This is a genomic window from Kitasatospora sp. NPDC056184 (assembly GCF_042268405.1).
Classification (GTDB): Bacteria; Actinomycetota; Actinomycetes; order Streptomycetales; family Streptomycetaceae; genus Kitasatospora.
The window spans coordinates 24,922-48,984 of sequence record NZ_JBHJUI010000020.1 but is presented as its reverse complement, the minus strand read 5'-3'; the positions used below and the strand labels follow the sequence as shown (position 1 = coordinate 48,984).

The following is a 24,063-nucleotide window of genomic DNA, read 5'->3' as shown; positions in this document are numbered from 1 at the left end:
CCCGGGCGGAACGGCCGACTCCCCGGCGCTCTCGCGGGCGCGGCCAGGCCCGGGGACGGCGGCCCCGGCCGCGCCGTTCGGCGATCGGCGTCTGGGCCCTGGCGGCTGGGTACGGATGCTCTGCTCCACCCACCCAACGTACGGTCCGATCATCGCCACACTGTGTAATGGGCCGTCGGGGCTTGGTCCGTGTCTCCGGACGGAGTATTGGTGTGACCGTCGCTCAACTGCCCGGGGGATGCGGATGACCAGTGCTTTCCCGTTCGAACGGGCCGCCCCGGCCTCCCGGCGGACGACCTGCCCGGGCACCGCCCGGAGTTCCTGATCCCGCCGCCGGGGGCGGCGGAGGCCTGACCCGCTGCCCGTAGACTGGGGGATCGGTCCGGTGGACGGGCCGGCCCAACTCCTCCAAGCCCACAGGACTGCGCTTCATGTCGCTCACGATCGGAATCGTCGGCCTGCCGAACGTCGGCAAGTCGACCCTGTTCAACGCCCTGACCAAGAACGACGTGCTGGCGGCCAACTACCCGTTCGCCACCATCGAGCCCAACGTCGGCGTCGTCGGCGTCCCGGACGAGCGGCTGAACAAGCTCGCCGAGATCTTCGGCTCGCAGCGCATCCTCCCGGCCACCGTCGACTTCGTCGACATCGCGGGCATCGTCCGCGGCGCCAGCGAGGGCGAGGGCCTGGGCAACAAGTTCCTCGCCAACATCCGCGAGTCGGACGCCATCTGCCAGGTCGTGCGCGCCTTCACCGACCCCGACGTGGTCCACGTGGACGGCAAGGTGTCCCCCAAGGACGACATCGAGACCATCCACACCGAGCTGATCCTGGCCGACCTGCAGACCATCGAGAAGGTCCTGCCCCGGCTCCAGAAGGAGGCGCGCCTCAAGAAGGACACCGCCCCCGTGCTGGCCGCCGCCGAGGCCGCCCAGGCGATCCTGGAGACCGGCAAGACCCTCTTCGAGGCCGGCTTCGACACCGCCCCGATCCGCGAGCTGCACCTGCTGACCGCCAAGCCCTTCCTCTACGTCTTCAACGTCGACGAGGACGAGCTGTCCGACGAGGCCTTCAAGCAGGCCCAGCGCGAGCTGGTCGCCCCCGCCGAGGCGATCTTCCTCAACGCCAAGATCGAGTCCGAGCTGATCGAGCTGGACGACGCCGAGGCCCTGGAGCTCCTCCAGTCGATGGGCCAGGACGAGCCCGGCCTCGCCACCCTCGCCCGCGTCGGCTTCGACACCCTCGGCCTGCAGACCTACCTCACCGCCGGTCCCAAGGAAGCCCGCGCCTGGACCATCAAGAAGGGCGCCACCGCCCCCGAGGCCGCCGGTGTGATCCACACCGACTTCCAGAAGGGCTTCATCAAGGCCGAGGTCATCTCCTTCGCCGACCTCGTCGAGACCGGATCCCTCCCCGAGGCCCGCGCCAAGGGCAAGGCCCGCATCGAGGGCAAGGACTACACCATGCAGGACGGCGACGTCGTGGAGTTCCGCTTCAACGTTTGACGGTCGGCTGCCTCGCGTCGAGCGGGCCGGGCTCCTTGGGAGCCCGGCCCGCCTTCGTTTCCGCGCGGGGTGCTGGTGGTCAGCCGGAGCTCAGGTTGGCCTTGACCTGGGCCACCAGATCGCGGCACTTCGTGGTGTTCTTGAAGAGGGGCGCGAGGTAGTTGTTGGAGTAGGTGCTCTCGATGGCGTCGGTCAGCTGCCTCAGGATGGTGCCGGTGACCTTGGGAACCCGCTTGATCTCCTTGTCCCAGTCGTAGTTCGCATCGTTGATCTTGTCCAGCTCAAGCTGGCTGAAGACCAAGTGCAGCACGAGCCGGTTCCCATGCGCGGCCACGGCGAACTCCCGGTCGACGAGGTACCGTCGGCGATGTGCCAGGTCGGCTTCGACCGCGCGCATCACCTGAACACAGCGCCACACCTGGTGGGCGCTGGTCCCTCCGTTGAAGAGATTGGTATAGGGCGCCCGTTCGGTGTTTTCTGAAAGGCGCCCGACCGCGCTTTTTGCGAGAACTGTGTAGTAGGAGTTCGCGTGGGCGCAGGCGAGGGCCACGATCGCGTCCTCGACGGTGCAGCCGTCGCTCTCGGCGGGGGCGTTCTCTCCACGCTTGACGGAGTACTGCTTGTGCAGCGAGAGAAGCATGTCCCGGCGAATGCGTTCCTGCTGTTTGTCGAGCGCGACGAAGTCGCGGCTCTCGACGCTGTTCTGGGTGTTGGTTGCTCGCGTCACATCTGTGGCGAAGTCGGACGGGCATCCTTCGAGGGAGATGAATCGGACCCATACCCGGGCCTCTTCAAGGGACTTCTCGTCCTTTTTCGCGGCCCGGTGGATGCTCGCCACCGTCTGTGCGCCGTTGACCACGCTCACGCCCTCGATCTCGAAGTCGCCGTACGTGTGGGTGGAGCCGCCGCGAGGCGTTTTCTTGATCGATTCGCAGAGTGCGGTGATGCCGTTGTTGAAGTACCAGAAATTCTCGCCCTGGGTGAGCAGCGTGTGGGTCAGCCCCTCGTTCACCTCCGTGCTGCCGAGCGACTTGCGAAGGTTCTGCGAGAAGAGCCGGTCGCCGTGCTGTTCGAACCAGGAGGCGATTTCCGTCGCCTGGACAAGGCCGTAGTACGCCTGGTATGGGAGGTCGACCTTGCCCCATTGCTCGATCGGAACGGTCAGTTCGATTCGAGGCCCTGCTGTTCCTTCGACGACCATGGAGTGAAACTCTCGCAGGCCGAGTATCTCCAGAGTGACCACCGGGTCGTTCTCGTTGGCTTCGTCCAGGAAGTCGTCGAACACGTGCTGGGCTTCTGGGGGCAGGGTGCTTTGGCCTGTGGTGGCGACGACCACGATGAAGGTGACGGAGGCGTCGCTCAGGGCCGCGGTGATCTCCTCGCGGCGTGCTTGCAGTTTGGGCGAGAAGCGGTCGAACCTCATGTTGAAGAGGTCGCCGCAGCCGTTCTTGATCTTGAGCGCGTCGGCCTGGGAGAGGCCGGCGTTTCCCGACCCGTCCAGCTTCGACTGGACGATGACGATCCGGCGGTTCTCGTCGTCAATGGCCAGGGCGTCGATGCCGTTGTCGTGGAATCCGTCGGTCACGGCGGCGGCGGCGTCCTCGGGGGTGCAGCCTGTGAAGCGCTGGACGGCGCGAGCCGCCAGGGCCCTACTGAGGAAGGGTGCCTCCGATTGGGCCGGCTGATTGCGGGGCAGATCGCTCAAATCGATCAGGCCGGTGTAGTCCTGCCGGAGTGAATCCTTGACATGGTGAACGTGCAGCGCGCGCACGGAGGTCCCGCCCCTCGTTGTTCCGTGGATCAGGTGGCCCAGCCTAGTCCCCGCGAATGGTCCGGCCCTGGGCCTTTCGGCGAAGGGGCGGCGGGCTGCTGCGGAGTGGGGCGACGCGGACTTCGAGCTTCGACACCGCCCCTTGACTCTGCTGAGGTGTCGACATCAGGGGGCACGACTCTTTCGAGTTCTTCCTTGTGATCACCGGCATCACAGGGTTCGAGGCCGACGGATGGACTCATGATCGGGCGACCGATGTTGTCCTGACGGGTCGCGAGGCCCGGCTTTCCGATCCGGGCCACCGGATCTCCTTCGCCTGCCGGGAGATCCGTGCCACCCTGCCCCGGGGGCATCGCGCCGGCACCTCGCGACGGTGGCCAGGCTGTCGGGGGCGACGGACGGAGTGCGTGGCCGGTCGACGTGGGTCGCGCGGCAGGGATGGGCACATCCGGGCCGCTGGAGTGCCAGCGGCCCGGCGCGTCCGACCAGGTGGCCGCCCGACCCGCGCGGCGGCGGGGCAGGCGGCCACCTGGTGTGCGGTGGTCAGCAGGCGAAGCCCGGGGAGTTGGCGAAGAAGGTGAGGAAGGACCAGGTCTGGGCGCCGATGATGCCGTCCACGGTGATCTTGGCGCACGCCTGGAAGCGTCTCGTCGCGGCGTCCGTGACGGGGCCGAACACGCCGTCGACGAGGAGCGGTTCGCCGGTCAGGGAGGAATTGAGGTAGCACTGGGCCTGCTTCACGGCGTCGCCCGAGGAGCCCTGCTTGAGCGTCGGGCGGGCGGTGGTGAAGTTGCAGTTCTGGGTGGGTGGGGTGGTCACCTCGGGACTCCTTTGCGATCACACCCGATCGGGGGCGAACGGCTGGTCCGCGCCCTTCCAGCGAAGCACAGGGCTCCCGTGGTCGCAGCTCGTGGCGGCGGAGTCAGCCGACGGTGACGGTGAGGGTGCCGGCGGGGCCCGGGGTGACGGTGAGGGCTTCGAGGGTGAGGGCGTGGGCGGTGGGGCGGTGGGCGGCGGCGCGGGGGCCGATGCCGATGACCGGGACGCCGGCGGCGCGGGCGGCGGCTATGCCGGCCTCGGAGTCCTCGAAGGCGAGGCAGTCGGCGGGGGCGAAGCCGAGGGCGGCGGCGCCCTTGAGGAAGCCCTCCGGATCGGGCTTGCTGGCGCCGACGGACTCGGCGGTGACCAGGACCGGCGGCAGCGGGAGGCCGGCGGCGGCCATCCGGACGCGGGCGAGCGGGGCGTCGGCGGAGGTGACCAGGGCGTGCGGGAGGTCGGCCAGGGCGGCGAGGAAGGCGGGGGCGCCGGGGACCGGGACGACGCCCTCGGTGTCGGCCTTCTCCTCGTCCAGCATCCGCTCGTTCTCGGCGAGGTTGACCTCCACCGGGCGGTCCGGCAGCAGGACGGCCATGGTGGCGTGGCCCTGGCGGCCGTGGGCGACGCGCAGCACCTCGGCCGGGTCGAGGCCGTGCCGCTCGGCCCAGCGGCGCCAGCAGCGCTCCACCACGGCGTCGGAGTTGACCAGGGTGCCGTCCATGTCGAGCAGGAGGGCGCGGGGGGTGAAGGTCGTCGCGGGCATCGGGCGGCTCCAGGGGCGTGGGGGCGAAGGAGATTGTTTATTCATGATACAAAAGATCGCCCCGTGCTTCGAGCGCCTCAGCCCAGCAGGTGCGCGTTGACCGCGCGGGCCTCCTCGGCCAGTTCGGGCAGCTCCACCAGCTCGACGCCGGCCGCCTCCAGCCGGGCGGCGCCCCGGGTCTCGGCGACGAAGGTGGACGGCTCGCGCCAGGCCACCACCACCCGGGGGACGCCGGCCGCGATCAGCAGCTCGGCGCACGGCACCGGGCGGGAGGCGCGCTGTCCGCAGGGCTCCAGTGAGCTGTAGACGGTCGCGCCGCGCAGCCGGGGGTCGCCGGCCGGGAGCTTGCCGAGCGCCGCCTCCTCGGCGTGGTCGTGGCCGTCCGCCTCGCGGCTGAACCCCTCGGCCAGCACGGTGCCGTCGGCGGCGACGACCACCGCGCCGACCGAGAACGCGGTCTCCGAGGGCGGGCAGCGGCGGGAGAGTTCGACGGCCCGGCGGAGGAAGGCCGGGTCGGCGGGGTGCGGGTCGGTCACGGGGCGGGCTCCTTCGGGGCGTACCTGAGCAGGACGACGTCACCCACCGTACGGGCCTCCAGCAGCCGCATCCGCCGGGCGGGGCCGCCGGGGAAGTCCGCCGGGCCGACGAACCGCGGCGCCCCCGCCTGGCCGACCAGCAGTGGCGCCACCACGAGCTGGAGCTCGTCCGCGAGCCCCTGGGCCAGGAACTGGGTGTGCACCCCGCTGCCGCCCTCGACCATCAGCCGCCGCACCCCGCGCGCGCCGAGGTCGTCCAGCACCGCGCCCAGCTCCACCGCCGCGCCGAGCGCCACCACCTCGGCCAGCCCGTCCAGCGCCGGGCGCAGGACGGCGGCCCCGTCGTCCGTGGTGTAGGCGAGCCGCTCGCCGCCGGTGTGCCAGAACCGCAGTGAGCGGTCCAGCCGGCCGCTCGCGCTGAGCGTCACCTTCAGCGGGTACTCCGGGCGGCCCGCCGCGCGCCGGGCGGCCCGCCGCCCGGGGTCGTTGACCAGCAGCCGGGGGTTGTCCGTGCGCAGGGTGTTGCCGCCGACCAGGACCGCGTCGCTCGCGGCCCGTTCGGCGTCCACCCGGTCGAAGTCGGCCGGCCCGGAGAGCAGCAGCCGCTCGGGTGAGGCGTCGTCGAGGTGCCCGTCGAGCGACATCGCGGCGCTCAGCAGGACGAAGGGGCGCGGCGCGGGCATGGTGGGGGGACCGTTCTGTGAGGCGGCTGCCCGTCCACGGTACGGCGCCCGCGGGCGAGGGGGCCGGGCGAGGGCCGGTGTTCGCCGAACGGCCCGCTGCCGTCGGGGCGGCGTTCGCCGGCAGGCCCCACCCTGGTGCGGACCTCGCACCGCCCCCCACGTCGAAGGGCAGTCACCGTGTCCCGTCCCTCCCGCCGCCTGCTGCCGCTGGCCGTCGCCACCGCCGCCCTGCCGCTGCTCGCCCTCCCGGCCGGGCCCGCCGCCGCCGTGACCTACGGCACCCCGACGATCACGTTCTCCGCCGCCTACCTGTCCGGCGCGGTCGGCGCCACCGGCGACCCGACGGTCACCGTCACGGTCGCCCAGAGCGGCGCCCCGGTCTCCTCGCTCACCGTGGCCGCCACCGCCAGCACCCGCACGGCCGTGGCCCGGACCGGCGACGTCACCGTGACCGGCACCGGCTCCGCGCGCACCCTCGCGGTCGCCGCGCAGGGCGTCGGCTACACCGACCTGACCGTCAAGGTCACCGGGCTCGGCGGCAAGACCGCGTCGAAGACGCTGCACTACGCGGCCTCGCCGGCGGTGGGGTTCTCGGCGGACAGCCGCTACCTGACCGGCTCCAGCGACGCCTCGGCGGCGGTGGACGCGGGCGGCGGCTACATCCTGGTGGCCGACGACGAGTCCAACGTGCTGCGGCTGTACGACCGCAACGCCTCCGGGGCGCCCGTCCGCACCTGGGACTTCTCCTCCGCGCTCGGCGTCAGCAAGGAGATCGACATCGAGGGCGCCACCCGGGTCGGCAACACCGTCTACTGGACCGGCTCGCTGGGCAACAACAAGAGCGGCGAGATCAAGACGTCCCGGCACACCGTGTTCGCCACCACCGTCACCGGCTCGGGCGCCGCCACCCAGCTGTCGCTCGCCGGCTCCTCCACCGTCCTGCGCGACGACCTGATCGCCTGGGACCGCGCGCACGGCAACCGCTACGGCTTCGCGGCCGGCGCGGCGGCCGGGCAGGTGCCCAAGCAGATCGACGGCTTCAACGTCGAGGGCCTGGAGTTCGCGCCGGGCAGCACCACCACCGCGTACGTGGGCTTCCGGGCGCCGCTCACCCCGGCGGTCACCGGCGGCCGGGCGCTGATCGTGCCGGTCACCAACTTTCCGTCGCTGTTCAGTGGTTCGCACGCCTCCTTCGGCGAGCCGATCGAGTTGGACCTCGGCGGGCTCTCGGTGCGCGACCTGCGGCGCAACGCGCTCGGCCAGTACCTGATCGTGGCCGGCTCCTGGGCGGCCGACGACAACTCCGACCCGTACGCGCTCTACCGCTGGGACGGGCAGCCCGGCTCGCAGCCGGTCAAGGTGCTCGACCTGCCGACCGCCGACGCGGGCGGCTGGGAGGCCGTGGCGGACATCCCCGACCTCACCGCTCCCGGTGCCCGGGTGCAGCTGATCACCGACGACGGCTCGGCCGTGCTGTACAACGACGGCGTCGAGGCGAAGGACCTCGCCCAGCCGGAGTTCAAGAAGTCGCGGACCACCTGGTTCACCCTCAACTAGGTGGTACGGCAGGGCTGTCGGCCCCCGTTCGGACGGTTCGCCGCCCGGGCGGGGGCCGTTCCGTTCCCGGCGTCGAACGGTCGGAATGTGAGACGAATCTTCTTGAAATGCGGGACGGGGAGTAGCGTCGGAGCCGTCGAGGAGCCGGCCGATCCCGAGGGGGACGTCACCATGACCGCACCGAAGCCCGCCGTCTACACCCATGGCCACCAGGAGTCCGTGCTGCGCTCGCACCGCTCCCGGACGGTCGAGAACTCCGCGGCCTACCTGCGCGACCGGATACGGCCCGGGCAGTCCGTGCTGGACATCGGCTGCGGCCCTGGCACGATCACCGCCGACCTGGCCGAACTGGTCGGGCCGGACGGCCGGGTGGTGGCCGCGGACACCTCCGCCGAGGTGCTGGAGGCGGCCGCCGGGTACGTCGCCGGGCGGGGCCTGTCCAACGTCGTGTTCGAGGCCGCCGACGTGCACCGGCTGCCGTACGCGGACGGGGAGTTCGACGTGGTGCACGCCCACCAGGTGCTGCAGCACGTGACCGACCCGGTCGGCGCGCTGCGCGAGCTGCGCCGGGTCACCGCCGAGGGCGGCGTGGTCGCCGTCCGGGACGTCGACTTCGCGACCACGGCCTGGTACCCGGAGGTGCCCGCGCTGGACCGCTGGCTGGAGCTGTACCGGCGGATCGCCCGGCACAACGGCGGCGAGCCGGACGCCGGGCGGCGGCTGCTGTCCTGGGCCCGGGCGGCCGGCTTCACCGACGTCACCGCCACGTCGAGCACCTGGACGTACGCGACGCCCGAGCAGCGCGCGTGGTGGGGCGGGCTGTGGGCGGACCGGATCACGGACTCCGCGATCGCGCGGACGGCGGTGGCCGAGGGGTACGCGGACGAGGCCGAGCTGGACCGGATCGCGGCCGGGTGGCGGGCGTGGGCGGCCGCCGGTGACGGGTGGTTCGCGATGCTGCACGGGGAGGTGCTGGCCCGGCGCTGAGCCGGGGGTGGCCGTGCGGTGACGGGATGGTTCGTGGGGCGGGGAAAAGGTGCGCGGGTGTTTCACAAGATCGGGTAAAGTCGCGCGCCTGTTCCCGTACCCGGCGGCCCGACGGGGCGATCCGCCCGTGGGCTCCCCGGGTCGTCGTCCTGCCGAGCTGTCGCCCGCCATCCGCGGGCCGGGGGAGATCGCACGTGTCCACGCCCGAGTCCGACGCCGCCGCCCCAGAGCCGGTCGAGCGGGTCGAGCTGACCAAGCCGACGGCCGCGCCCGTGCCCGCGCCCGCCGCGGAGCCGACGCCTGCGCCCGCAGCGCCCGGGCCCGCAGCGCCCGCGGCCCCCGAGCACCCGGCGCCCGCGCCCGACCCGTGGGCGGCGCCCGCCCCCGGCCCGGGCCCCGTCGCGCCGCCCGCGCCCGACCCCTGGGCCGCTCCCGTCGGCGCGCCGCCGCCGCCCTTCGACCCCGACGGCCCGCGCCCCACCGGTTGGGCGGCCGTCGTCCCCGCCGCCCAGGCCGGCTTCCAGGCCGGCTTCCCCTACCCGGCGGCCCCGACGGTCACCAACGGCTTCGCGGTCGCCGCCCTGGTCACCGGCCTGCTCTGCATGTGGCCGCTGGCGCTCGCCTTCGCGATCGTCGCGCTGATCCAGATCCCCAAGCGGAACGAGAAGGGCCGCGGCATGGCGGTCACCGGCCTGGTCACCGGTGTCCTCGGGGCGATCGTCACCCTGGTCGGGTTCATCGGCCTCGCCGCGGCCGGCTTCGAGGAGGAGGAGCGGTACGGGGACACCCGGTACGGCCCGAAGGGCTCGGTGGCCATCAACGACCTGGCGACCGGCGACTGCTTCGACCAGCCGCCGCTCAGCTCCGGCCAGACCGCCGAGACCGCGAGCGTCTACTGGGTGCGCCGGGTGCCCTGCTCCTCGCCGCACCACGGCGAGGTCGCCGGGTTCTCCAACCTCGCGGGCCGCGGCCCCGCCGAGTACCCCACCCTGACCGAGATCGAGAAGGCCGCCGCGCGGCTCTGCAACCCGGTGCGCGACGACTACGCCCTGGACTCCTGGCTCGTCCCCGACGGCATGGAGGAGTCCTACTACTACCCGAGCCGCACCGGCTGGGCCTCCGGCGACCGCCGGGTGACCTGCACCTTCCAGGACGAGACCAGGACGCACACGGGCAGCGTCCGCACCGACCGGACCAAGCTCAGCCAGGCCCAGCGCACCTACCTGGACGCCGTCCAGGCCTACAACGGCGCGTTCGCCGTCCAGCCGGAGGGCGAGGCCGACGAGGAGCCGGCCGAGTACCGGACCTGGGCGAAGACGATGGCCGGGGCCTGCCGCAAGGAGGTCGCGGACCTGTCGGCCAACGGGATCGACTGGCCGGCCGGGGCCCGGGCCAAGCTGATCGAGCTGGGCGCCGTCGAGCTGGACGCGGCCAACGCCTGGGACGCCGCCGCCAAGTCCACGGACGACGAGACGCTCGTCCGCGAGGTCCGGAAGGCGCAGGCGCTGTCCGTCAAGAGCAACAAGCTCGCGGTGGACATCCGGAGCGAGCTGGGGCTGTCGACGGGCGAGCAGGCCTCCGAGGTCCGGGCCTGAGGGTCCCGCCGGGGCGTGGCCGACCGTTCCCGCCGGGCGTGCGACGCCGGCGCACGCCCTAACCTGGGCGGCATGGACACCTACCGGGTGATGCGGCAGGACGACAACGGCAACCGGTTCCGGGTCGTCGGGGGGATCGGGCGGGAGGCGGCCGAGCGGCTCGCGGCCGAGTTCGAGGCGCGCGGCCACAAGCAGCTGTACTGGGTCGAGGCCGAGCCCGCCGGGGCCTCGGAGGCGCGCGGCCCGCGCGACTGACGGGCAGGCCGTAGGGTCGGCGTCCATGGACAGGACCACGGACCGGCCGGAGCCCGCCGGCGGCGCAGGGGAGAACCGGATCGTCGTCGGCGGCGCGCTGATCCACCGGGGGCGGGTGCTCGCCGCCCGGCGCAGCGCGCCCGCCGAGGTGGCGGGGCGCTGGGAGTTCCCGGGCGGCAAGGCCGAGCCGGGGGAGACCGAGACCGAGGCGCTGGAGCGCGAGCTCATGGAGGAGCTGGGCGTCCGGGCCCGGGCGCTCGCCCGGCTGCCCGGCGCGTGGCTGGTGCGCCCGGGCCTGGAGCTGCGGCTCTGGGCGGCCGAACTGCTCTCCGGGGAGCCGCGCCCCCTGCAGGACCACGACGAGCTGCGCTGGCTCGGCCCGGCCGAGCTGGCCGGCGTCGAGTGGCTGGAGCACGACCGGGAGGTCCTCCCCGAGGTCGCCCGCCTGCTGACCGCCCGCTGAGCCGCGGGCGGAACCCCGGGCCCCGGTGCGGGCCGGATGGTACCGGCCCGCACCGGCGAACCGCCGTGCCGCGCCCGGGAACGACGCGTGGGGGCGACGGATCGGGCAAATCGGAAAAGCCGGTGCGACCGGCGGGATAGCCTTGGTCCTGCTGGGTATGTCACTTTTCGGCACTATTCGTCACCATCGGTGAGCCGCCCCAGCCGGCGCCGCCGATCCGAGCAGAGCCGGAGGCCCCGTCGGTGTCGAGTAGCGGGTACGGCGGCGGGGGAGCGAGACGGTCGGGCGCCGGGGGAGGCGCCGCCGCCCGCGCCCGGCTGCGCCGCGGCGCGGACCGGGCGGTCGGCGGCCGGGAGCGGCCGACGCTCCGCCGACGGGGCGAGGGCGCCCCCGAGGGGGCGTCGTCCGCCCAGCCGGCGCAGCCCGCCCCGTCGCTCACGGTGCCCGACGCGGCGGCGCCGACCGGCGTGCGCAGCCGCCCGGGACGACCGTTCCCCGGCGGCCCGCGCGCCGTTCCGGGGCCCCTCGGCGGGGGTGTCGGCGCACGCGTCGGCGGCAGCCTCTTCGACGTGGTCAGGGTGGCCATCGCGATCCTGGACACGGCCGGCCGCGTGGTGCTCTGGAGCCCGGCCGCCGAGGAACTGCTCGGCTGGCCGAACGAGCTGCTGGTCGGCCGCCGGATCGACACGCTCGTCCCCGACGAGGACCAGGTGGCCCGGATCCGGACCGCGATCCAGGACACCCTGCGGCACGGCCACTGGTCCGGGCCGGCCGAGCTGCGCGACCGCGAGGGCGCCCCGGTGCTGGTGGACGCCCGGATCTCGCTCCTGGTGGACGGCGACGGCACCCCGTTCCTGCAGGTCAACCTGGCCGAGGCGGCGGCCGTCCGGGCGGTCGATCGGGACCTCGCGGTGCGGGACGCGCTGTTCGAGCAGTCCCCGCTGGGCATCGCGATCATGGACACCGAGCTGCGCTACACCGCCGTCAACCGGACCCTCGCCGAGATGAACGGCGTCGCGCCGGAGGACCACGTCGGCCGCACCACCGGCGAGACCCTGCCCGAGCGGGCGGCGGACGAGATCACCGCGATCCAGCGCCAGGTGCTGGCCACCGGCGAGCCGGTCATCGACGTCACCCTCGCCTCGCCGATCACCGCCCGTTCCGGCTACCGCTCGGTCTCCTACAGCCGGATGACCGACCGCTCCGGCCGGGTGCTCGGCATCTCCGGCACCGTCATGGACGTCACCGAGCGCTACCGGGCGGTGGCCAAGGTCGAGCACGCCCGCCGCCGCCTCTCACTGCTCAACGAGTTCGGCTCCCGGGTCGGTGACCTGCTGGACGCCTCGCGGATCGCGCAGGAGCTGGCCAGCGCCGTGGTGCCCCGGCTGACCGACCACGCCGCCGTCATCCTGCTGCAGGCCGTCGCGCACGGTGACGATCTGCCCCGGCACGGCCACGACCGCCGCACCTCGCTGCTGCAGCTCGGCACCGCCTCCGTCCAGGACGGCCCGGAGGTGGAGGTGATGCTGCGGCGCGGCGCCCGGATCACCTTCGCCGAGGACTCCGCCTGCGGCCGGGTGCTGCGCACCGGCGTGCCCGAGCTGCTCTCCGGCGCCGACCAGCTGAGCGACGTCACCTACGCCGGCGACCCGAAGATGCGGGCGGCGCACGACCTGGGCGTGCACTCGATGCTGGTGGTGCCGCTGCGGGCCCGGGGCATCGTGATCGGCCTGCTGCTGGTCAGCCGGGCGGGCTACCGCGAGGGCTTCGACCGGGACGACCTGGCGTTCACCGTCGAGCTGGCGGACCGGGCCGGCTCCTCGCTGGACAACGCCCGGCTGTACGCCCGCGAGCGCACCGCCGCGCTCACCCTCCAGCGCACCCTGCTGCCGCAGCAGGTGCCGCAGCCCACCGGCGTCGAGGTCGCCTACCGGTACGTGCCGGGCAGCAGCGGCACCGAGGTCGGCGGCGACTGGTTCGACGTCATCCCGCTGCCCGGCGACCGGACCGCGCTGGTGGTCGGCGACGTGATGGGCCACGGTCTGCGGGCCGCCGCGACGATGGGCCGGCTGCGCACCGCCGTCCGGGTGCTGGCCGCCCTCGACCTGCCGCCGGACGTGCTGCTGCGGCACGTCCACGAACTGGCCGACGACCTCGCCCAGGGCCCGGACGAGGCGCTGCTCGCCACCTGCGTGTACGCGGTGTTCGACCCGGCCACCGCGACCCTCACCGCCGCCAAGGCCGGCCACATCCCGCCGGTGCTGGTGGTGCCGGGGGACGAGGCGGACGGTCCGACCCGCAACGGCGGCCCGCTGCCCGGCGGCGCCGGCCGGATCCTGGAGCTGCCCTCGGGCGCCCCGCTCGGGGTCGGCGGCGTCCCGTTCGAGGCCGTCGAGCTGAAGATCCCCGAGGGCAGCCTGCTGGCGCTGTGCACGGACGGCCTGGTGGAGTCCCGGGACAAGGACCTGGACGTCGGCCTGGACCGGCTGATCACGGTGCTCCAGCGGCCCTACGCCTCGATCCAGGCGGCCTGCGAGGCGGTGCTGGACACCATGGAGCAGGGCCGCGAGCCGGACGACGTGGCGCTGCTGCTGGCCCGGCTGGGCCACGGGCAGGCCGGCACCCCGACGGCGGGCTGGACGCTGCCCGCCGAGCCGACCGCCGTCTCCCGGGCCCGTCGGCTGGTCCGCGCGACGCTGGCCGAGTGGGGCGTCGAGGAGCTGACCGACACCGCGGAGCTGCTGGTCAGCGAGCTGGTCACGAACGCCGTCCGGTACGCGAGCGCGCCGATCGGGGTGCGGCTGACGCTGGGCGAGACGCTGCTGGTGGAGATCTCCGACCCGCTGCCGGACCCGCCGCGCGAGCGGCACGCGGCCGAGGCGGACGAGGGCGGCCGCGGACTGGAGCTGGTGGCCCTGCTGGCCCTGCACTGGGGGGCCAGGGCGGAGGGGATGGGCAAGGTGGTCTGGTTCGAGCAGGCGCTGCCGGGCACCCCCGAGGCGGAGGCGGCCGGCGGCTGAGCGGTGGCCGGAGGGCGGCGGGGCGGTGACCGGGCGGTGACCGGAGGGCCGTGCCGGCCGTCCGGGAGAACGCCGCTGCCCGGGCCCTCGGGAGGCCCCGGGGGAGCGCGCGCTCCGGCAGGGGGCGCGAGCGTGGCATTGTGGTTGCGCGGGCGGTAGGACAAAAACCTTCGCCCGATCTGATGTTGTGATGTTGAGGGCGTGTGAACGTACCCCTCGATGATGAATACTCGGTCTTCTCGACATCCGGACGGTCGCGGGTTTGGAGGGGTCGGTCCGTGAACAGCACCCCGGCGCGCAATGCGCCGAGCAGCAGCGGTCATGCCGCTGTACCCGGGCAGGCCGGCGCTCAACACGTGCCCGGTCCTGCCCACCGCCTGCCCGCACCCGCCCGCGCCCCGCGGCCGGCGGCCGAGGAGCAGCGGTGGGGTGCGGGGGATCCGGGCTCGATCTACGACTACATCCGGGTCGCCACCTTCGCGATCGGCCCGGACGGCCGGATCAGCCAGTGGAGCGACCGCGCGGCCGAGTTCTTCGGCGTGCCCGCCGCCGAGGCGGTCGGCGCCGACCCGGTGACCACCTTCGTCCCGCGCGAGCTCTGGCGGCGCGGCCGCGCCCGGCTGGAGCGCACCCTGGCGGGCGAGGAGTGGGTCGGCACCACCCCGTACCGGCACGCCGACGGCGGCGAGGGCCTCGCCGAGCTCTACCTCATGCCGGGCAGCGGGCTGCCCGCCGCCGGTGCCACCTGTCTCGCGGTCGACCTCGGCCGGCTCCGCCGGATCGAGACCGATCTGGCCGCTTCGGAGGCGGTTTTCGGACAGACCCCGACCGGCTTCGTCCTCTTCGACGACCGGCTCCGGCTGCAGCGCGTCAACGACGCCTTCGCCTCCGGGATGGGCCTGGCCCCCACCGACCTGGAGGGCCTCACCCCGCACGACATCTTCCCCGGCTCCGAGGCCGACCGGCTCACCGCCGCCCTGCGCAAGGTGCTCGCCAGCGGCGAGCCCGTCTACGACCTGCGCTTCCACGCCGCCGTCCCGACCCGCGAGGGCAACCGGCTCTGGGCCGTCTCGCTCTACCGCCTCAACGGCCCGGCCGGCCAGCCGATGGGCGTCGCCGGCCAGGTCTCCGACGTCACCAGCCGGCACGTCGCCGAACGCGAGGCCGACGGCGTGCGCCGCAACCTCGCGCTGCTCAACGAGGCCAGCGCCCACATCGGCTCCACCCTCGACCTGGAGACCACCGCCAAGGAGCTGCTGGACGTCGTCGTCCCGCCGTTCTGCGACCTCGCCACCGTCGACCTCTACACCGCGCTGCTCTCCGGCGAGACCGTGCCCAGCGCCGGCCGGCTCGGCGACACCGTGCTCACCGACGGCAGCGGCGAACTGCGCCGGGTCGCCGTCTCCAGCGTGGTCGGCGGCGCCTCGTCGGTGCTCGGCTCGGTCACCGGCCTGCCCATCGCCGAGGCCGGCGGCACCCTCTGCTTCCCGCGCCGCTCCCCGCACGCCCGGGCGCTGCGCACCGGCCGCAGCGTCGTCCCCGAGCCCGGCCCCGACCCGCTGCTGCGCTCCACCCTGATCGTCCCGCTGGTCGCCCGCGACCAGGTGCTCGGCCTGGTCCAGCTCTCCCGGGCGATCGGCAGCGAGCCCTTCGACGCCCGCGACGTCGCCATCGCCGAGGAACTCGTCGCCCGCGCCGCCGTCTGCATCGACAACGCCCGGCTCTACCGGCGCGAGCACGAGCGCGCGCTGATCCTGCAGCGCAGCCTGCTGCCCCCGGGCAACCCGGTCGCCAGCGGCCTGGAGATCGCCTGCCGCTACCTGCCCAGCAACAACAACACCGAGGTCGGCGGCGACTGGTTCGACGTCATCCCGCTGCCCGGCAACCGCACCGCCCTGGTCATCGGCGACGTCATGGGCCGCGGCCTGCGCGCCGCCGTCGCGATGGGCCAGCTGCGCACCGCCGTGCGCACCCTGGCCATGCTCGACCTCGAACCCGGCGAGGTGCTCGCCGCGCTCGACGAGATCGCCCGCGGCCTCGGCGACGACACCGCGCCGACCGGCCGGTCCAACCCGTACGGGCGGCTCACCTCCACCGCCGACGAGGAGGCCCGCGAGGTCTACCTCGCCACCTGCGTCTACGCGGTGTACGACGCGGTCACCCGGCGCTGCACCTTCGCCAACGCCGGCCACCTGCCGCCCGTCCTGCTCGGCCCCGGCGAGCCCGCCCGGATGCTGGACGTCCCGCCCGGCCTGCCGCTCGGTGTCGGCGGCGAGCCCTTCGAGGAGGTCGAGCTGACCCTCCCGGACGGCGCCGTGCTCGGCCTCTACACCGACGGCCTGGTGGAGAGCCGCAAGCACCAGCTGGACGAGGGCCTGCGGGCCTTCCGGCACGCGCTCTCCGACGGCGGCAAGGGCCTGGAGGACCTCTGCGACCACGTCCTCGGCGAGCTCAACCCGCACCACGGCGAGGACGACATCGCCCTGCTGATGGCCAAGGTGCACGCCTTCCCGGACGACGCCGTCGGCCAGTGGTTCCTGCCGCCCGAGCCCACCTCGGTCGCCAAGGCCCGCGAGGCCGCGTGCAGCTGGCTGCTCGCCCGGGGCCTGGACGAGCTGGTCGACACCACCGAGCTGCTGGTCAGCGAGCTGGTCACCAACGCGCTGCGGCACGGCCGGGGCGAGATCCGGCTGCGGCTGCTGCGCGACCGGACCATGGTCTGCGAGGTCTGGGACGACGGCTACGCCCAGCCGAGGCAGCGGCGCGCCCACGAGACCGACGAGGGCGGCCGCGGGCTCCAGCTGGTCAGCCTGCTCGCCGAGCGCTGGGGCAGCCGGCGCACGCCCAAGGGCAAGATCGTCTGGTTCGAGCTGGGGCTGTAGGGGCGCCCGCGGGGCCGGGCGGCGATACGGCCGACCGGGTGCTGTCGCCCGGCGGGCCGCCGTGTCGGCGCCACCGGGCGCGCGGGGGCGGCGTTCGATGGCCGCCATGCGCGCCCGCCTCCCCGCCGCAGCCGCCGCGCTGCTGCTCGCCCTCGGTGCCACGGCCGGCTGCTTCGGCGCCCCCGACCCGGGCCGCACCGGCCGGACACCCGACCCCGCGCCGCCCGGCCCGGCCGTCGTCACCGGGGACGTCCGCCCCGTCGACCGGAGCGCCGTCCGCGACGGCGGCACCCTGCGCTGGGCCGTCGACGCGGTTCCGGCCACCGTGAACGTCTACCAGCCCGCCGCCACCGCCGTCTCCGCGCTGCTCGCGCACGCCCTCTACCCCGCGCTGTTCCGGCCCGACGCGCACGGCGAGCGGGTCCCGGACCCGGACTACCTGGCCGCCGCCGAGTCCACCCCGCCCGGACAGCTGCCCCAGGTGGTCACCTACCGCCTCAACCCGCGCGCCGTCTGGAGCGACGGCACCCCGCTCTCCGCCGCCGACCTCATCGCCCAGCGGGCCGCGCTCTCCGGCCCCGACCCCGCCCGCCCCGCCGCCGGGCCCGCCGGTTACGCGGCCGTCGACTCCATCGCCCAGGGCGCCGACCCGCACGAGGTCAAGGTCACCTTCCGCCACCCCTGCGCCGAGTGGCAGGCCCTGTTCGACCCGCTCTACCCCGCCGCCGAGACCGCCACCGCCGCCGCGTTCGGCCGCCCGCTGCCCGGCGGCACCGCCCACCCGACGGCCGGCCCGTTCCTGGTCGACGGGTACGACCCGGTGGGCGGGAAGGCCGTCCTGGTCCGCAACCCGTTCTGGTGGGGCGAGCCGGCCAAGGCGGACCGGATCGAGTTCCTCGCCGTCCCGGCCGAGCGGCGGACCGAGGAGCTGGCCGGGGGCCGGCTGGACCTCGCCCCGCTGACCGCGGCGGTCGAGCGTGCCGGGGCCGACACCGCCGAGGCGCTGCGGGGGGCCGCCGCGCTGCCCGGCGTCACCCTGCACCGGGCCGCCGGGGCCGGCCTCGCCCAGCTCACCCTGAACACCGCCCGCGAACCGCTCACCGACCCGGTGCTGCGCCGCGCGCTGGCCCGCGCCGTCGACCGGCGGCACGCCGCCGACGCCGCGCTGACCCCGTTCGGGCTGCCCGCCGCCGTGCTCGGCCACCACCTGCTGGCCGGCGACCAGCCCGGCTACCGGGACGACGCCGACGCGCTGGGCGGCGCCGATCCCGGGCGGATGCTGGACACGGCCGGCTGGAAGCGCCCCGCCGCCGGCGGCACCCGGGCCCGGGGCGGACACGAGCTGGCGCTCACCCTGCTGGTCCCGGCCGCCTCCGCGACCCTCCGGCGGGCGGCCGACGCGGTGGCGGCGGACCTCGCGGCGGCCGGGGCGGCCGTCCGGGTGGTGGAGGCACCGGCGGACACCTTCGTCGCCGACCACCTGGCCACCGGCGACTTCGACCTCGCCCTGTTCTCCTGGCCCGCCGGCCCCGGCCCGGCCGACGAACAGCGGCCCGTCTACGCCAAGCCCCGCCCGGGCCCGGACGGCACCCCGGTGGCCGGACGCAACTACGCGCGGGCCGGGACGGAGGAGATCGACCGCCTCCTCGACCGCGCCGCCGCCGAACCCGACCCGGCGGCCCGCGGCTCCCTGCTCCGGGAGGCCGACGTGCGGATCTGGCAGCTGGGCCACTCGGTGCCGCTCTTCCAGCGCCCGGAGGCGGTGGCGGCCCGGGACGGCGTCGTCGGCGCCGGGGTCCGGGGCCTGGCCCGCCCGCGTCTCCAGGACCTCGGCTGGTCGGTCGGTTAGGCCACCTCGACGGGCCGCTCCAGCAGCCGCTCCACGTCGGCGATCCGGGAGAGGCCGGGGCACGCCCGGCGGGCCCGGTCGAGCGCCTTCCGGGCCTGCTCCGGCTTGCCGGCCGCGATCAGGGCGGCGGCCAGCGAGCAGCCGGCGTGGGCCCGCCAGTAGGGGGAGAGCTGGGCCTCGACCGTGTGGCGCCGGGCGGCGCGGACGGCCACCTCGGGATCGCCGTTGAAGCGGGCGAGGTCGGCCGCCGCCAGTACGGAGCGGAGCTTCGCGTGGTCGTTGTGGCCGAAGACCTCCAGCGCCGGGCCCAGCAGCGCGCCGGCCCGGGCCGGGGCGAGCTCCCCGCTGTCGCCGCGGCACACGATCACCATGGCGGCGACACCGTACGCCTGGCCGGGGTCGCAGCCCTGCTCCAGGGCCAGCGCGACGATCCGGTCCGCCTCGTCGTACCGGCCCTCGGCGAGTGCCACCCCGGCGGCCGAGAGGCGGGTGCGGCCCGACCAGGCCGGGGCGGGTCCGTCCAGCGCGGCGCGGGCCTCGGGGATCAGACCGCGGCACAGCAGCCGTTCGGCCGCGAGGTCGCGGGTCGACCAGAGGTGGGGGTCCAGGGCGCGGGGGCGGAAGGGCATGACCAGGACGGCCCACGCCGAGTTGACGGGTGTCGGCCCCTGGAGGAGCAGGATGAGGGCGAGGGTGGAGAGCAGGCCGAGCCCGACGCCCCGGGCGAGCCCCGTGCAGGAGGCCGCCAGCCAGACCCCGAGCCCGGCGTGCACGGCGAGCCAGCCGACCGAGCAGGCCCAGAACCGCAGCCTCGCGGCCCGGACGGGCAGCAGGCCCCAGGAGAGCCGCAGGCCGGTGGTGGGCCGCATCCCCACGCTGACCGGGACCCCGGCGACGGTGCCGTGCCACAGCAGCCGCCCGTGCCCGTAGGAGGCGATGACGTGCCGCGCCCCGGTCAGCCGGTGGGTCAGGAGGAGCCAGAGGTCGGAGAGCGGCTCCTGGCCCAGGAAGGTCCCGAGCACGAAGCCGAGGGCGGTCCACGGCGGGAAGCCGCGGTCGACCACGGCGAACAGGGCCGTGGTGCCGGAGACGAGGAAGGCCCAGGGCAGGACGAAGCGGAGGCGGTGGATCACGGCCGAAGCCTGGCGGAGTCCGAAGACCGGGTGAAGGGGAAGTGACCGAGCTGTGATCTTGGTCCCGCCCGCGATGCCCGTTTCGGCCGAGCTCGGCGGTTCCCCGTACCATAGGAGGAAGCCGTGGCATGTCCTGCCCGGCGGGTGGACCGGTAGTAGCAGGCGGAGCGGGTGGTGGCGGCCGACAAGGGTCGCAAGTGCGCGTCACGCAGCCGGGCGCCGTAACCCACGATTCCAGGAGAATCCGCTAGGCATGCCCACGCGTAACGACATCCGTAACGTCGCCATCGTCGCCCACGTCGACCACGGCAAGACCACCCTGGTCGACGCCATGCTCAAGCAGGCCGGCGCCTTCGCCGCGCACCAGCAGCTGGACGACCGGATGATGGACTCCAACGACCTGGAGCGCGAGAAGGGCATCACCATTCTCGCGAAGAACACCGCGGTCAAGTACCACCCGAAGGACGGTGGCGCGCCGATCACCATCAACATCATCGACACCCCGGGCCACGCCGACTTCGGTGGCGAGGTCGAGCGCGGTCTGTCGATGGTGGACGCGGTCGTCCTGCTGGTCGACGCCTCCGAGGGCCCGCTGCCGCAGACCCGCTTCGTGCTCCGCAAGGCGCTCACCGCGCGGCTGCCCGTCATCCTCTGCATCAACAAGACCGACCGTCCGGACGCCCGGATCGACGAGGTCATCAACGAGACCTACGACCTCTTCCTGGACCTGGACGCGGACGAGGACCAGATCGAGTTCCCGATCGTCTACGCCTGCGCCCGTGACGGCGTCGCCTCGCTGACCAAGCCGGAGAACGGCACCGTTCCCGCCGACAGCGACAGCCTGGAGCCGTTCTTCTCCACCATCCTGGAGCACGTCCCGGCCCCGACCTTCGACGCGGAAGCCCCGCTGCAGGCCCACGTCACCAACCTGGACGCCGACAACTTCCTCGGCCGCATCGCGCTGCTCCGCGTCGAGCAGGGCGAGCTGCGCAAGGGCCAGACGGTGGCCTGGATCAAGCGCGACGGCAGCATCTCGAACGTCCGCATCTCCGAGCTGCTGATGACCGAGGCGCTCACCCGCAAGCCGGCCGAGGTGGCGGGCCCCGGTGACATCTGCGCCGTCGCTGGCATCTCCGACATCATGATCGGCGAGACCCTGGCCGACCCGGAGAACCCGATCGCGCTGCCGCTGATCACGGTGGACGAGCCGGCCATCTCGATGACCATCGGCACCAACACCTCGCCGCTCGTCGGCCGGGGCGGCAGCGGCAAGGGCGCGGACGCCAAGTCCTCCGGCCGGGTCGACCGCAAGGTCACCGCCCGCCAGGTGAAGGACCGCCTGGACCGCGAGCTGATCGGCAACGTCTCGCTGCGCGTGCTGGACACCGAGCGCCCGGACGCCTGGGAGGTGCAGGGCCGCGGTGAGCTGGCGCTGGCCATCCTGATCGAGACCATGCGCCGCGAGGGCTTCGAGCTGACCGTCGGCAAGCCGCAGGTGGTCACCAAGGAGGTCAACGGCAAGACCCACGAGCCGGTCGAGCGCCTCACCGTCGACGTGCCCGAGGAGCACATGGGTGCCGTCACCCAGCTCATGGGCATCCGCAAGGGCCGGATGGACAACATGTCCAACCACGGCTCGGGCTGGGTCCGGATGGAGTTCGTCGTCCCGTCCCGCGGTCTGATCGGTTTCCGGACCGAGTTCCTCACCAACACCCGCGGCACCGGCATCGCCCACTCGATCCACGAGGGCCACGAGCCGTGGTTCGGCACCCTGACGACCCGCAACAACGGTTCGCTGGTCGCCGACCGGGCCGGTGTGGTCACCGCCTTCGCGATGACCAACCTGCAGGAGCGCGGCGTGCTCTTCTGCGACCCGGGCACCGAGGTGTACGAGGGCATGATCGTCGGCGAGAACTCGCGTGCCGACGACATGGACGTCAACATCACCAAGGAGAAGAAGCTCACCAACATGCGGTCGTCGAACGCCGACGTCGCCGAGTCGATCGTCCCGCCGCGCAAGCTCTCGCTGGAGCAGTCGCTGGAGTTCTGCCGCGAGGACGAGTGCATCGAGGTGACCCCGGAGACGGTTCGCATCCGGAAGGTCGTCCTGGACCAGAAGGACCGCGGGCGTACCGCCTCGCGCGCGAAGAAGGCGTGATCCCGGCCTTCTGAGCCCCTCCGGCGGATCTTTGGCCGGAAACGTTCGCCCCCCTTTCCGATGGAGAGGGGGGCGAACTATTTCCACTACTCCACGCTGTCGACGCGCGTATAAACGGAATAGCGCTTACCACGCCGAGGTGTCCGCTGAGCGAACGTGACAGTCCGTCATTCATGACGACTGTCCGGTTGATGCCTGTCTGAGTATGTCTCTTATGTCCGATTTTCGAAACTTACCGACCGTTCATGTGACCTAATTGAGATCGCGAGTGGTCACTTTCGTGTCCGTGCGTGACACATAGTGGGTGCAGTCAGGCTCGGGTCAAGGGTTAACGCGCAGGGGTGCGCGCCGAAACCACGAGCGCGGACGGCACGGCGGACCGGACCAACCGCCCGCGGTGCTCTCCTCGTTGGAAAGTCGAATTCAGGAGGCATCCCCCCATGCGTGGTGCAACCCAGACCAAGTGGATCGTCGCGGCGACCGCGATCGCCCTCGCGGCGACCGCCTGCAGCACCAGCTCGAAGAGCGACGACAAGGCCGCCTCCGGCGGCGGCTCGATCGCCGTTCAGCTCGGTGAGCCGCAGCACGGCCTGGTCCCGCAGAACACCGCGGAGTCCGAGGGTGCCGAGGTCCTGAACGCGCTGTTCGCCGGCCTGGTCGAGTACGACGGCAAGACCAACGAGCCGAAGCTGCGCGTCGCCGAGTCGATCGAGTCCCCGGACAGCAAGGTCTGGACGATCAAGCTCAAGGACGGCTACACCTTCCACAACGGCGAGAAGGTCACCGCCCAGTCCTTCGTCGACGCCTGGAACTGGGGCGCCAACCAGGACAACGCGGCCGAGGGCCTGCCGTTCTTCGCCAAGATCGACGGCTCCGCCGAGCTGTCCCCGGGCAAGGACAAGAAGCCGACCACCGACAAGCTCAAGGGCCTGACGGTCGTCGACGACAAGACCTTCACCGTCACCCTGACGAACCCGTTCTCCCAGTTCAAGACCATGCTGGGCTACAACGCGTTCTACCCGCTGCCGAAGGCCTTCTTCCAGGACCCGAAGTCCTTCGAGGACGCCCCCATCGGCAACGGCCCGTTCCAGATGGACGGCAAGTGGGAGCACAACAAGCAGATCAAGGTCAAGCGCTTCGACAACTTCCCGGCCGCTGACGGCAAGGCGAAGCTGCAGGGCGTCACCTTCAAGATCTACGACAACCTGGACACCGCGTACAACGACCTGCGCGCCGACAACATCCAGGCCACCGACAAGCTCCCGATCTCGGCCATGGGCACCGTCAAGGGCGAGTTCGGCGACCGCTACATCTACAAGCCGGAGTCGGGCGTCGGCTACATCGGCTTCCCGATCTCGACCAACCCGGCCACCTACGGCAAGCCGGAGATCCGCAAGGCGATCTCGATGGCGATCGACCGGGAGTCGATCACCAAGACCATCTTCTCGGGCACCCGCGTCCCGGCCGACGACTTCATCAACCCGCTGATCCCGGGCTACCGCAAGGGCGCCATGGGCGACGCGGCGAAGTACGACCCGGCCAAGGCCAAGCAGCTGTTCGACACCGCCGGCGGCGTCCCGGGCAACACCATCGAGCTGGGCTACAACGCCGACGGCGGCCACAAGGAGTGGATCGAGGCCGTCGCCAACCAGCTGAAGAAGAACCTCGGCGTCGAGGTCACCACCAAGCCGTTCGAGAAGTTCGGCAAGATCCTGGACGCGCTGGGCGCCAAGCAGTACTCCGGTGCCTTCCGCATGGCCTGGTCGATGGACTACCCGTCGATCGAGAACTACGAGCGTCCGATCTTCTCCAAGGTCGCCATCGAGAACGGCTCGAACTACGGCGGTTACGTCAACGAGCAGTTCGAGTCGCTGCTGGACCAGGCCGACCAGGCGAAGAGCCCGGAGGAGGGCCTGAAGCTGTACCAGCAGGCCGACGACGTCCTGATCCAGGACCTGCCGTACATCCCGGTTTACACCTACATGTCCTCCGCCGCGTACTCGAAGAAGATCAAGAACTTCGACACCGACGCCCAGGGTCGTATGAACCTGGACGAGGTCGAGCTCGCCGGCTGATCTGAGACGCAGACG

At 73.1% G+C, this 24,063-nt stretch carries 15 protein-coding genes and 1 pseudogene; 11 read left to right on the top strand and 5 right to left on the bottom strand.

The window, feature by feature from the left end; all coding sequences use genetic code 11:
- The first annotated feature begins 431 nt into the window (after positions 1-431).
- Positions 432-1,505, top strand: coding sequence for a redox-regulated ATPase YchF (ychF, locus tag ACFC0B_RS30660; protein WP_376093046.1), 1,074 nt, complete (start codon positions 432-434; stop codon positions 1,503-1,505).
- Positions 1,506-1,584: 79 nt separating this feature from the next.
- Here ychF and ACFC0B_RS30655 read toward each other — a convergent pair whose 3' ends face one another.
- The 4 genes and pseudogenes from ACFC0B_RS30655 to ACFC0B_RS30640 form a co-directional block, all read right to left on the bottom strand.
- The gene (locus ACFC0B_RS30655; protein WP_376093043.1) at positions 1,585-3,276 is read right to left on the bottom strand and encodes an AIPR family protein; all 1,692 of its coding nucleotides are present in this window, start codon (positions 3,274-3,276) and stop codon (positions 1,585-1,587) included.
- A gap of 543 nt (positions 3,277-3,819) precedes the next feature.
- A complete protein-coding gene (locus ACFC0B_RS30650; RefSeq protein ID WP_376093040.1) occupies positions 3,820-4,095 on the bottom strand; it encodes a peptidoglycan-binding protein in 276 nt (91 codons plus the stop codon).
- A gap of 103 nt (positions 4,096-4,198) precedes the next feature.
- Positions 4,199-4,855 (bottom strand): HAD-IA family hydrolase, encoded by a 657-nt coding sequence (locus ACFC0B_RS30645; protein WP_376093037.1) that lies wholly within the window; start codon positions 4,853-4,855, stop codon positions 4,199-4,201.
- A gap of 77 nt (positions 4,856-4,932) precedes the next feature.
- A pseudogene (locus ACFC0B_RS30640) lies at positions 4,933-6,074 on the bottom strand (dihydrofolate reductase family protein).
- A gap of 177 nt (positions 6,075-6,251) precedes the next feature.
- Between ACFC0B_RS30640 and ACFC0B_RS30635 the strand changes: the two are divergent.
- The 8 genes from ACFC0B_RS30635 (at position 6,252) to ACFC0B_RS30600 (ending at position 18,682) form a co-directional block, all read left to right on the top strand.
- On the top strand, positions 6,252-7,631 hold the full coding sequence (locus tag ACFC0B_RS30635) for a hypothetical protein (RefSeq protein ID WP_376093034.1): 1,380 nt from the start codon (positions 6,252-6,254) through the stop codon (positions 7,629-7,631).
- Between the two features lie 171 nt (positions 7,632-7,802).
- Positions 7,803-8,618 (top strand): methyltransferase domain-containing protein, encoded by an 816-nt coding sequence (locus ACFC0B_RS30630; protein ID WP_376093031.1) that lies wholly within the window; start codon positions 7,803-7,805, stop codon positions 8,616-8,618.
- Between the two features lie 194 nt (positions 8,619-8,812).
- Complete coding sequence (locus ACFC0B_RS30625; protein WP_376093028.1) at positions 8,813-10,213, top strand: DUF4190 domain-containing protein; 1,401 nt, start codon at positions 8,813-8,815, stop codon at positions 10,211-10,213.
- Between the two features lie 72 nt (positions 10,214-10,285).
- Positions 10,286-10,468, top strand: a complete 183-nt coding sequence (locus ACFC0B_RS30620; protein ID WP_376093025.1) for an SPOR domain-containing protein — start codon at positions 10,286-10,288, stop codon at positions 10,466-10,468.
- Between the two features lie 25 nt (positions 10,469-10,493).
- Positions 10,494-10,931: a (deoxy)nucleoside triphosphate pyrophosphohydrolase gene (locus ACFC0B_RS30615; RefSeq protein WP_376093023.1), complete on the top strand. Its 438-nt coding sequence runs from the start codon at positions 10,494-10,496 to the stop codon at positions 10,929-10,931.
- A 242-nt stretch (positions 10,932-11,173) separates the two neighbouring features.
- A complete protein-coding gene (locus tag ACFC0B_RS30610) occupies positions 11,174-13,951 on the top strand; it encodes a SpoIIE family protein phosphatase (protein WP_376093021.1) in 2,778 nt (925 codons plus the stop codon).
- A gap of 356 nt (positions 13,952-14,307) precedes the next feature.
- Positions 14,308-16,833, top strand: a complete 2,526-nt coding sequence (locus tag ACFC0B_RS30605) for a SpoIIE family protein phosphatase (RefSeq protein ID WP_376093019.1) — start codon at positions 14,308-14,310, stop codon at positions 16,831-16,833.
- Positions 16,834-16,939: 106 nt separating this feature from the next.
- The gene (locus ACFC0B_RS30600) at positions 16,940-18,682 is read left to right on the top strand and encodes an ABC transporter substrate-binding protein (protein WP_376093016.1); all 1,743 of its coding nucleotides are present in this window, start codon (positions 16,940-16,942) and stop codon (positions 18,680-18,682) included.
- Here the strand turns inward: ACFC0B_RS30600 and ACFC0B_RS30595 are convergent.
- Positions 18,679-19,815 carry a tetratricopeptide repeat protein gene (locus tag ACFC0B_RS30595; protein ID WP_376093013.1) on the bottom strand — a complete coding sequence of 379 codons (1,137 nt, stop codon included), beginning with the start codon at positions 19,813-19,815 and terminating at the stop codon, positions 18,679-18,681. The two genes, ACFC0B_RS30600 and ACFC0B_RS30595, sit on opposite strands and share 4 nt — an antisense overlap.
- 253 nt (positions 19,816-20,068) lie before the next feature.
- Here ACFC0B_RS30595 and typA point away from each other — a divergent pair, with 253 nt between their 5' ends.
- Positions 20,069-21,973, top strand: a complete 1,905-nt coding sequence (gene typA / locus ACFC0B_RS30590; RefSeq protein ID WP_376093010.1) for a translational GTPase TypA — start codon at positions 20,069-20,071, stop codon at positions 21,971-21,973.
- Positions 21,974-22,413: 440 nt separating this feature from the next.
- Entirely contained in the window at positions 22,414-24,048 is a 1,635-nt protein-coding gene (locus ACFC0B_RS30585; RefSeq protein WP_376093007.1) for an ABC transporter substrate-binding protein, read from the top strand.
- Positions 24,049-24,063: the final 15 nt, after the last annotated feature.

Coding starts and splice junctions, on each gene's coding strand:
- ACFC0B_RS30620 (WP_376093025.1), top strand. CDS start 10,286: ATGGACACCTACCGGGTGATGCGGCAGGACGACAACGGCAACCGGTTC.
- ACFC0B_RS30630 (WP_376093031.1), top strand. CDS start 7,803: ATGACCGCACCGAAGCCCGCCGTCTACACCCATGGCCACCAGGAGTCC.
- ACFC0B_RS30615 (WP_376093023.1), top strand. CDS start 10,494: ATGGACAGGACCACGGACCGGCCGGAGCCCGCCGGCGGCGCAGGGGAG.
- ychF (WP_376093046.1), top strand. CDS start 432: ATGTCGCTCACGATCGGAATCGTCGGCCTGCCGAACGTCGGCAAGTCG.
- ACFC0B_RS30645 (WP_376093037.1), bottom strand. CDS start 4,855: ATGCCCGCGACGACCTTCACCCCCCGCGCCCTCCTGCTCGACATGGAC.
- typA (WP_376093010.1), top strand. CDS start 20,069: ATGCCCACGCGTAACGACATCCGTAACGTCGCCATCGTCGCCCACGTC.
- ACFC0B_RS30600 (WP_376093016.1), top strand. CDS start 16,940: ATGCGCGCCCGCCTCCCCGCCGCAGCCGCCGCGCTGCTGCTCGCCCTC.
- ACFC0B_RS30585 (WP_376093007.1), top strand. CDS start 22,414: ATGCGTGGTGCAACCCAGACCAAGTGGATCGTCGCGGCGACCGCGATC.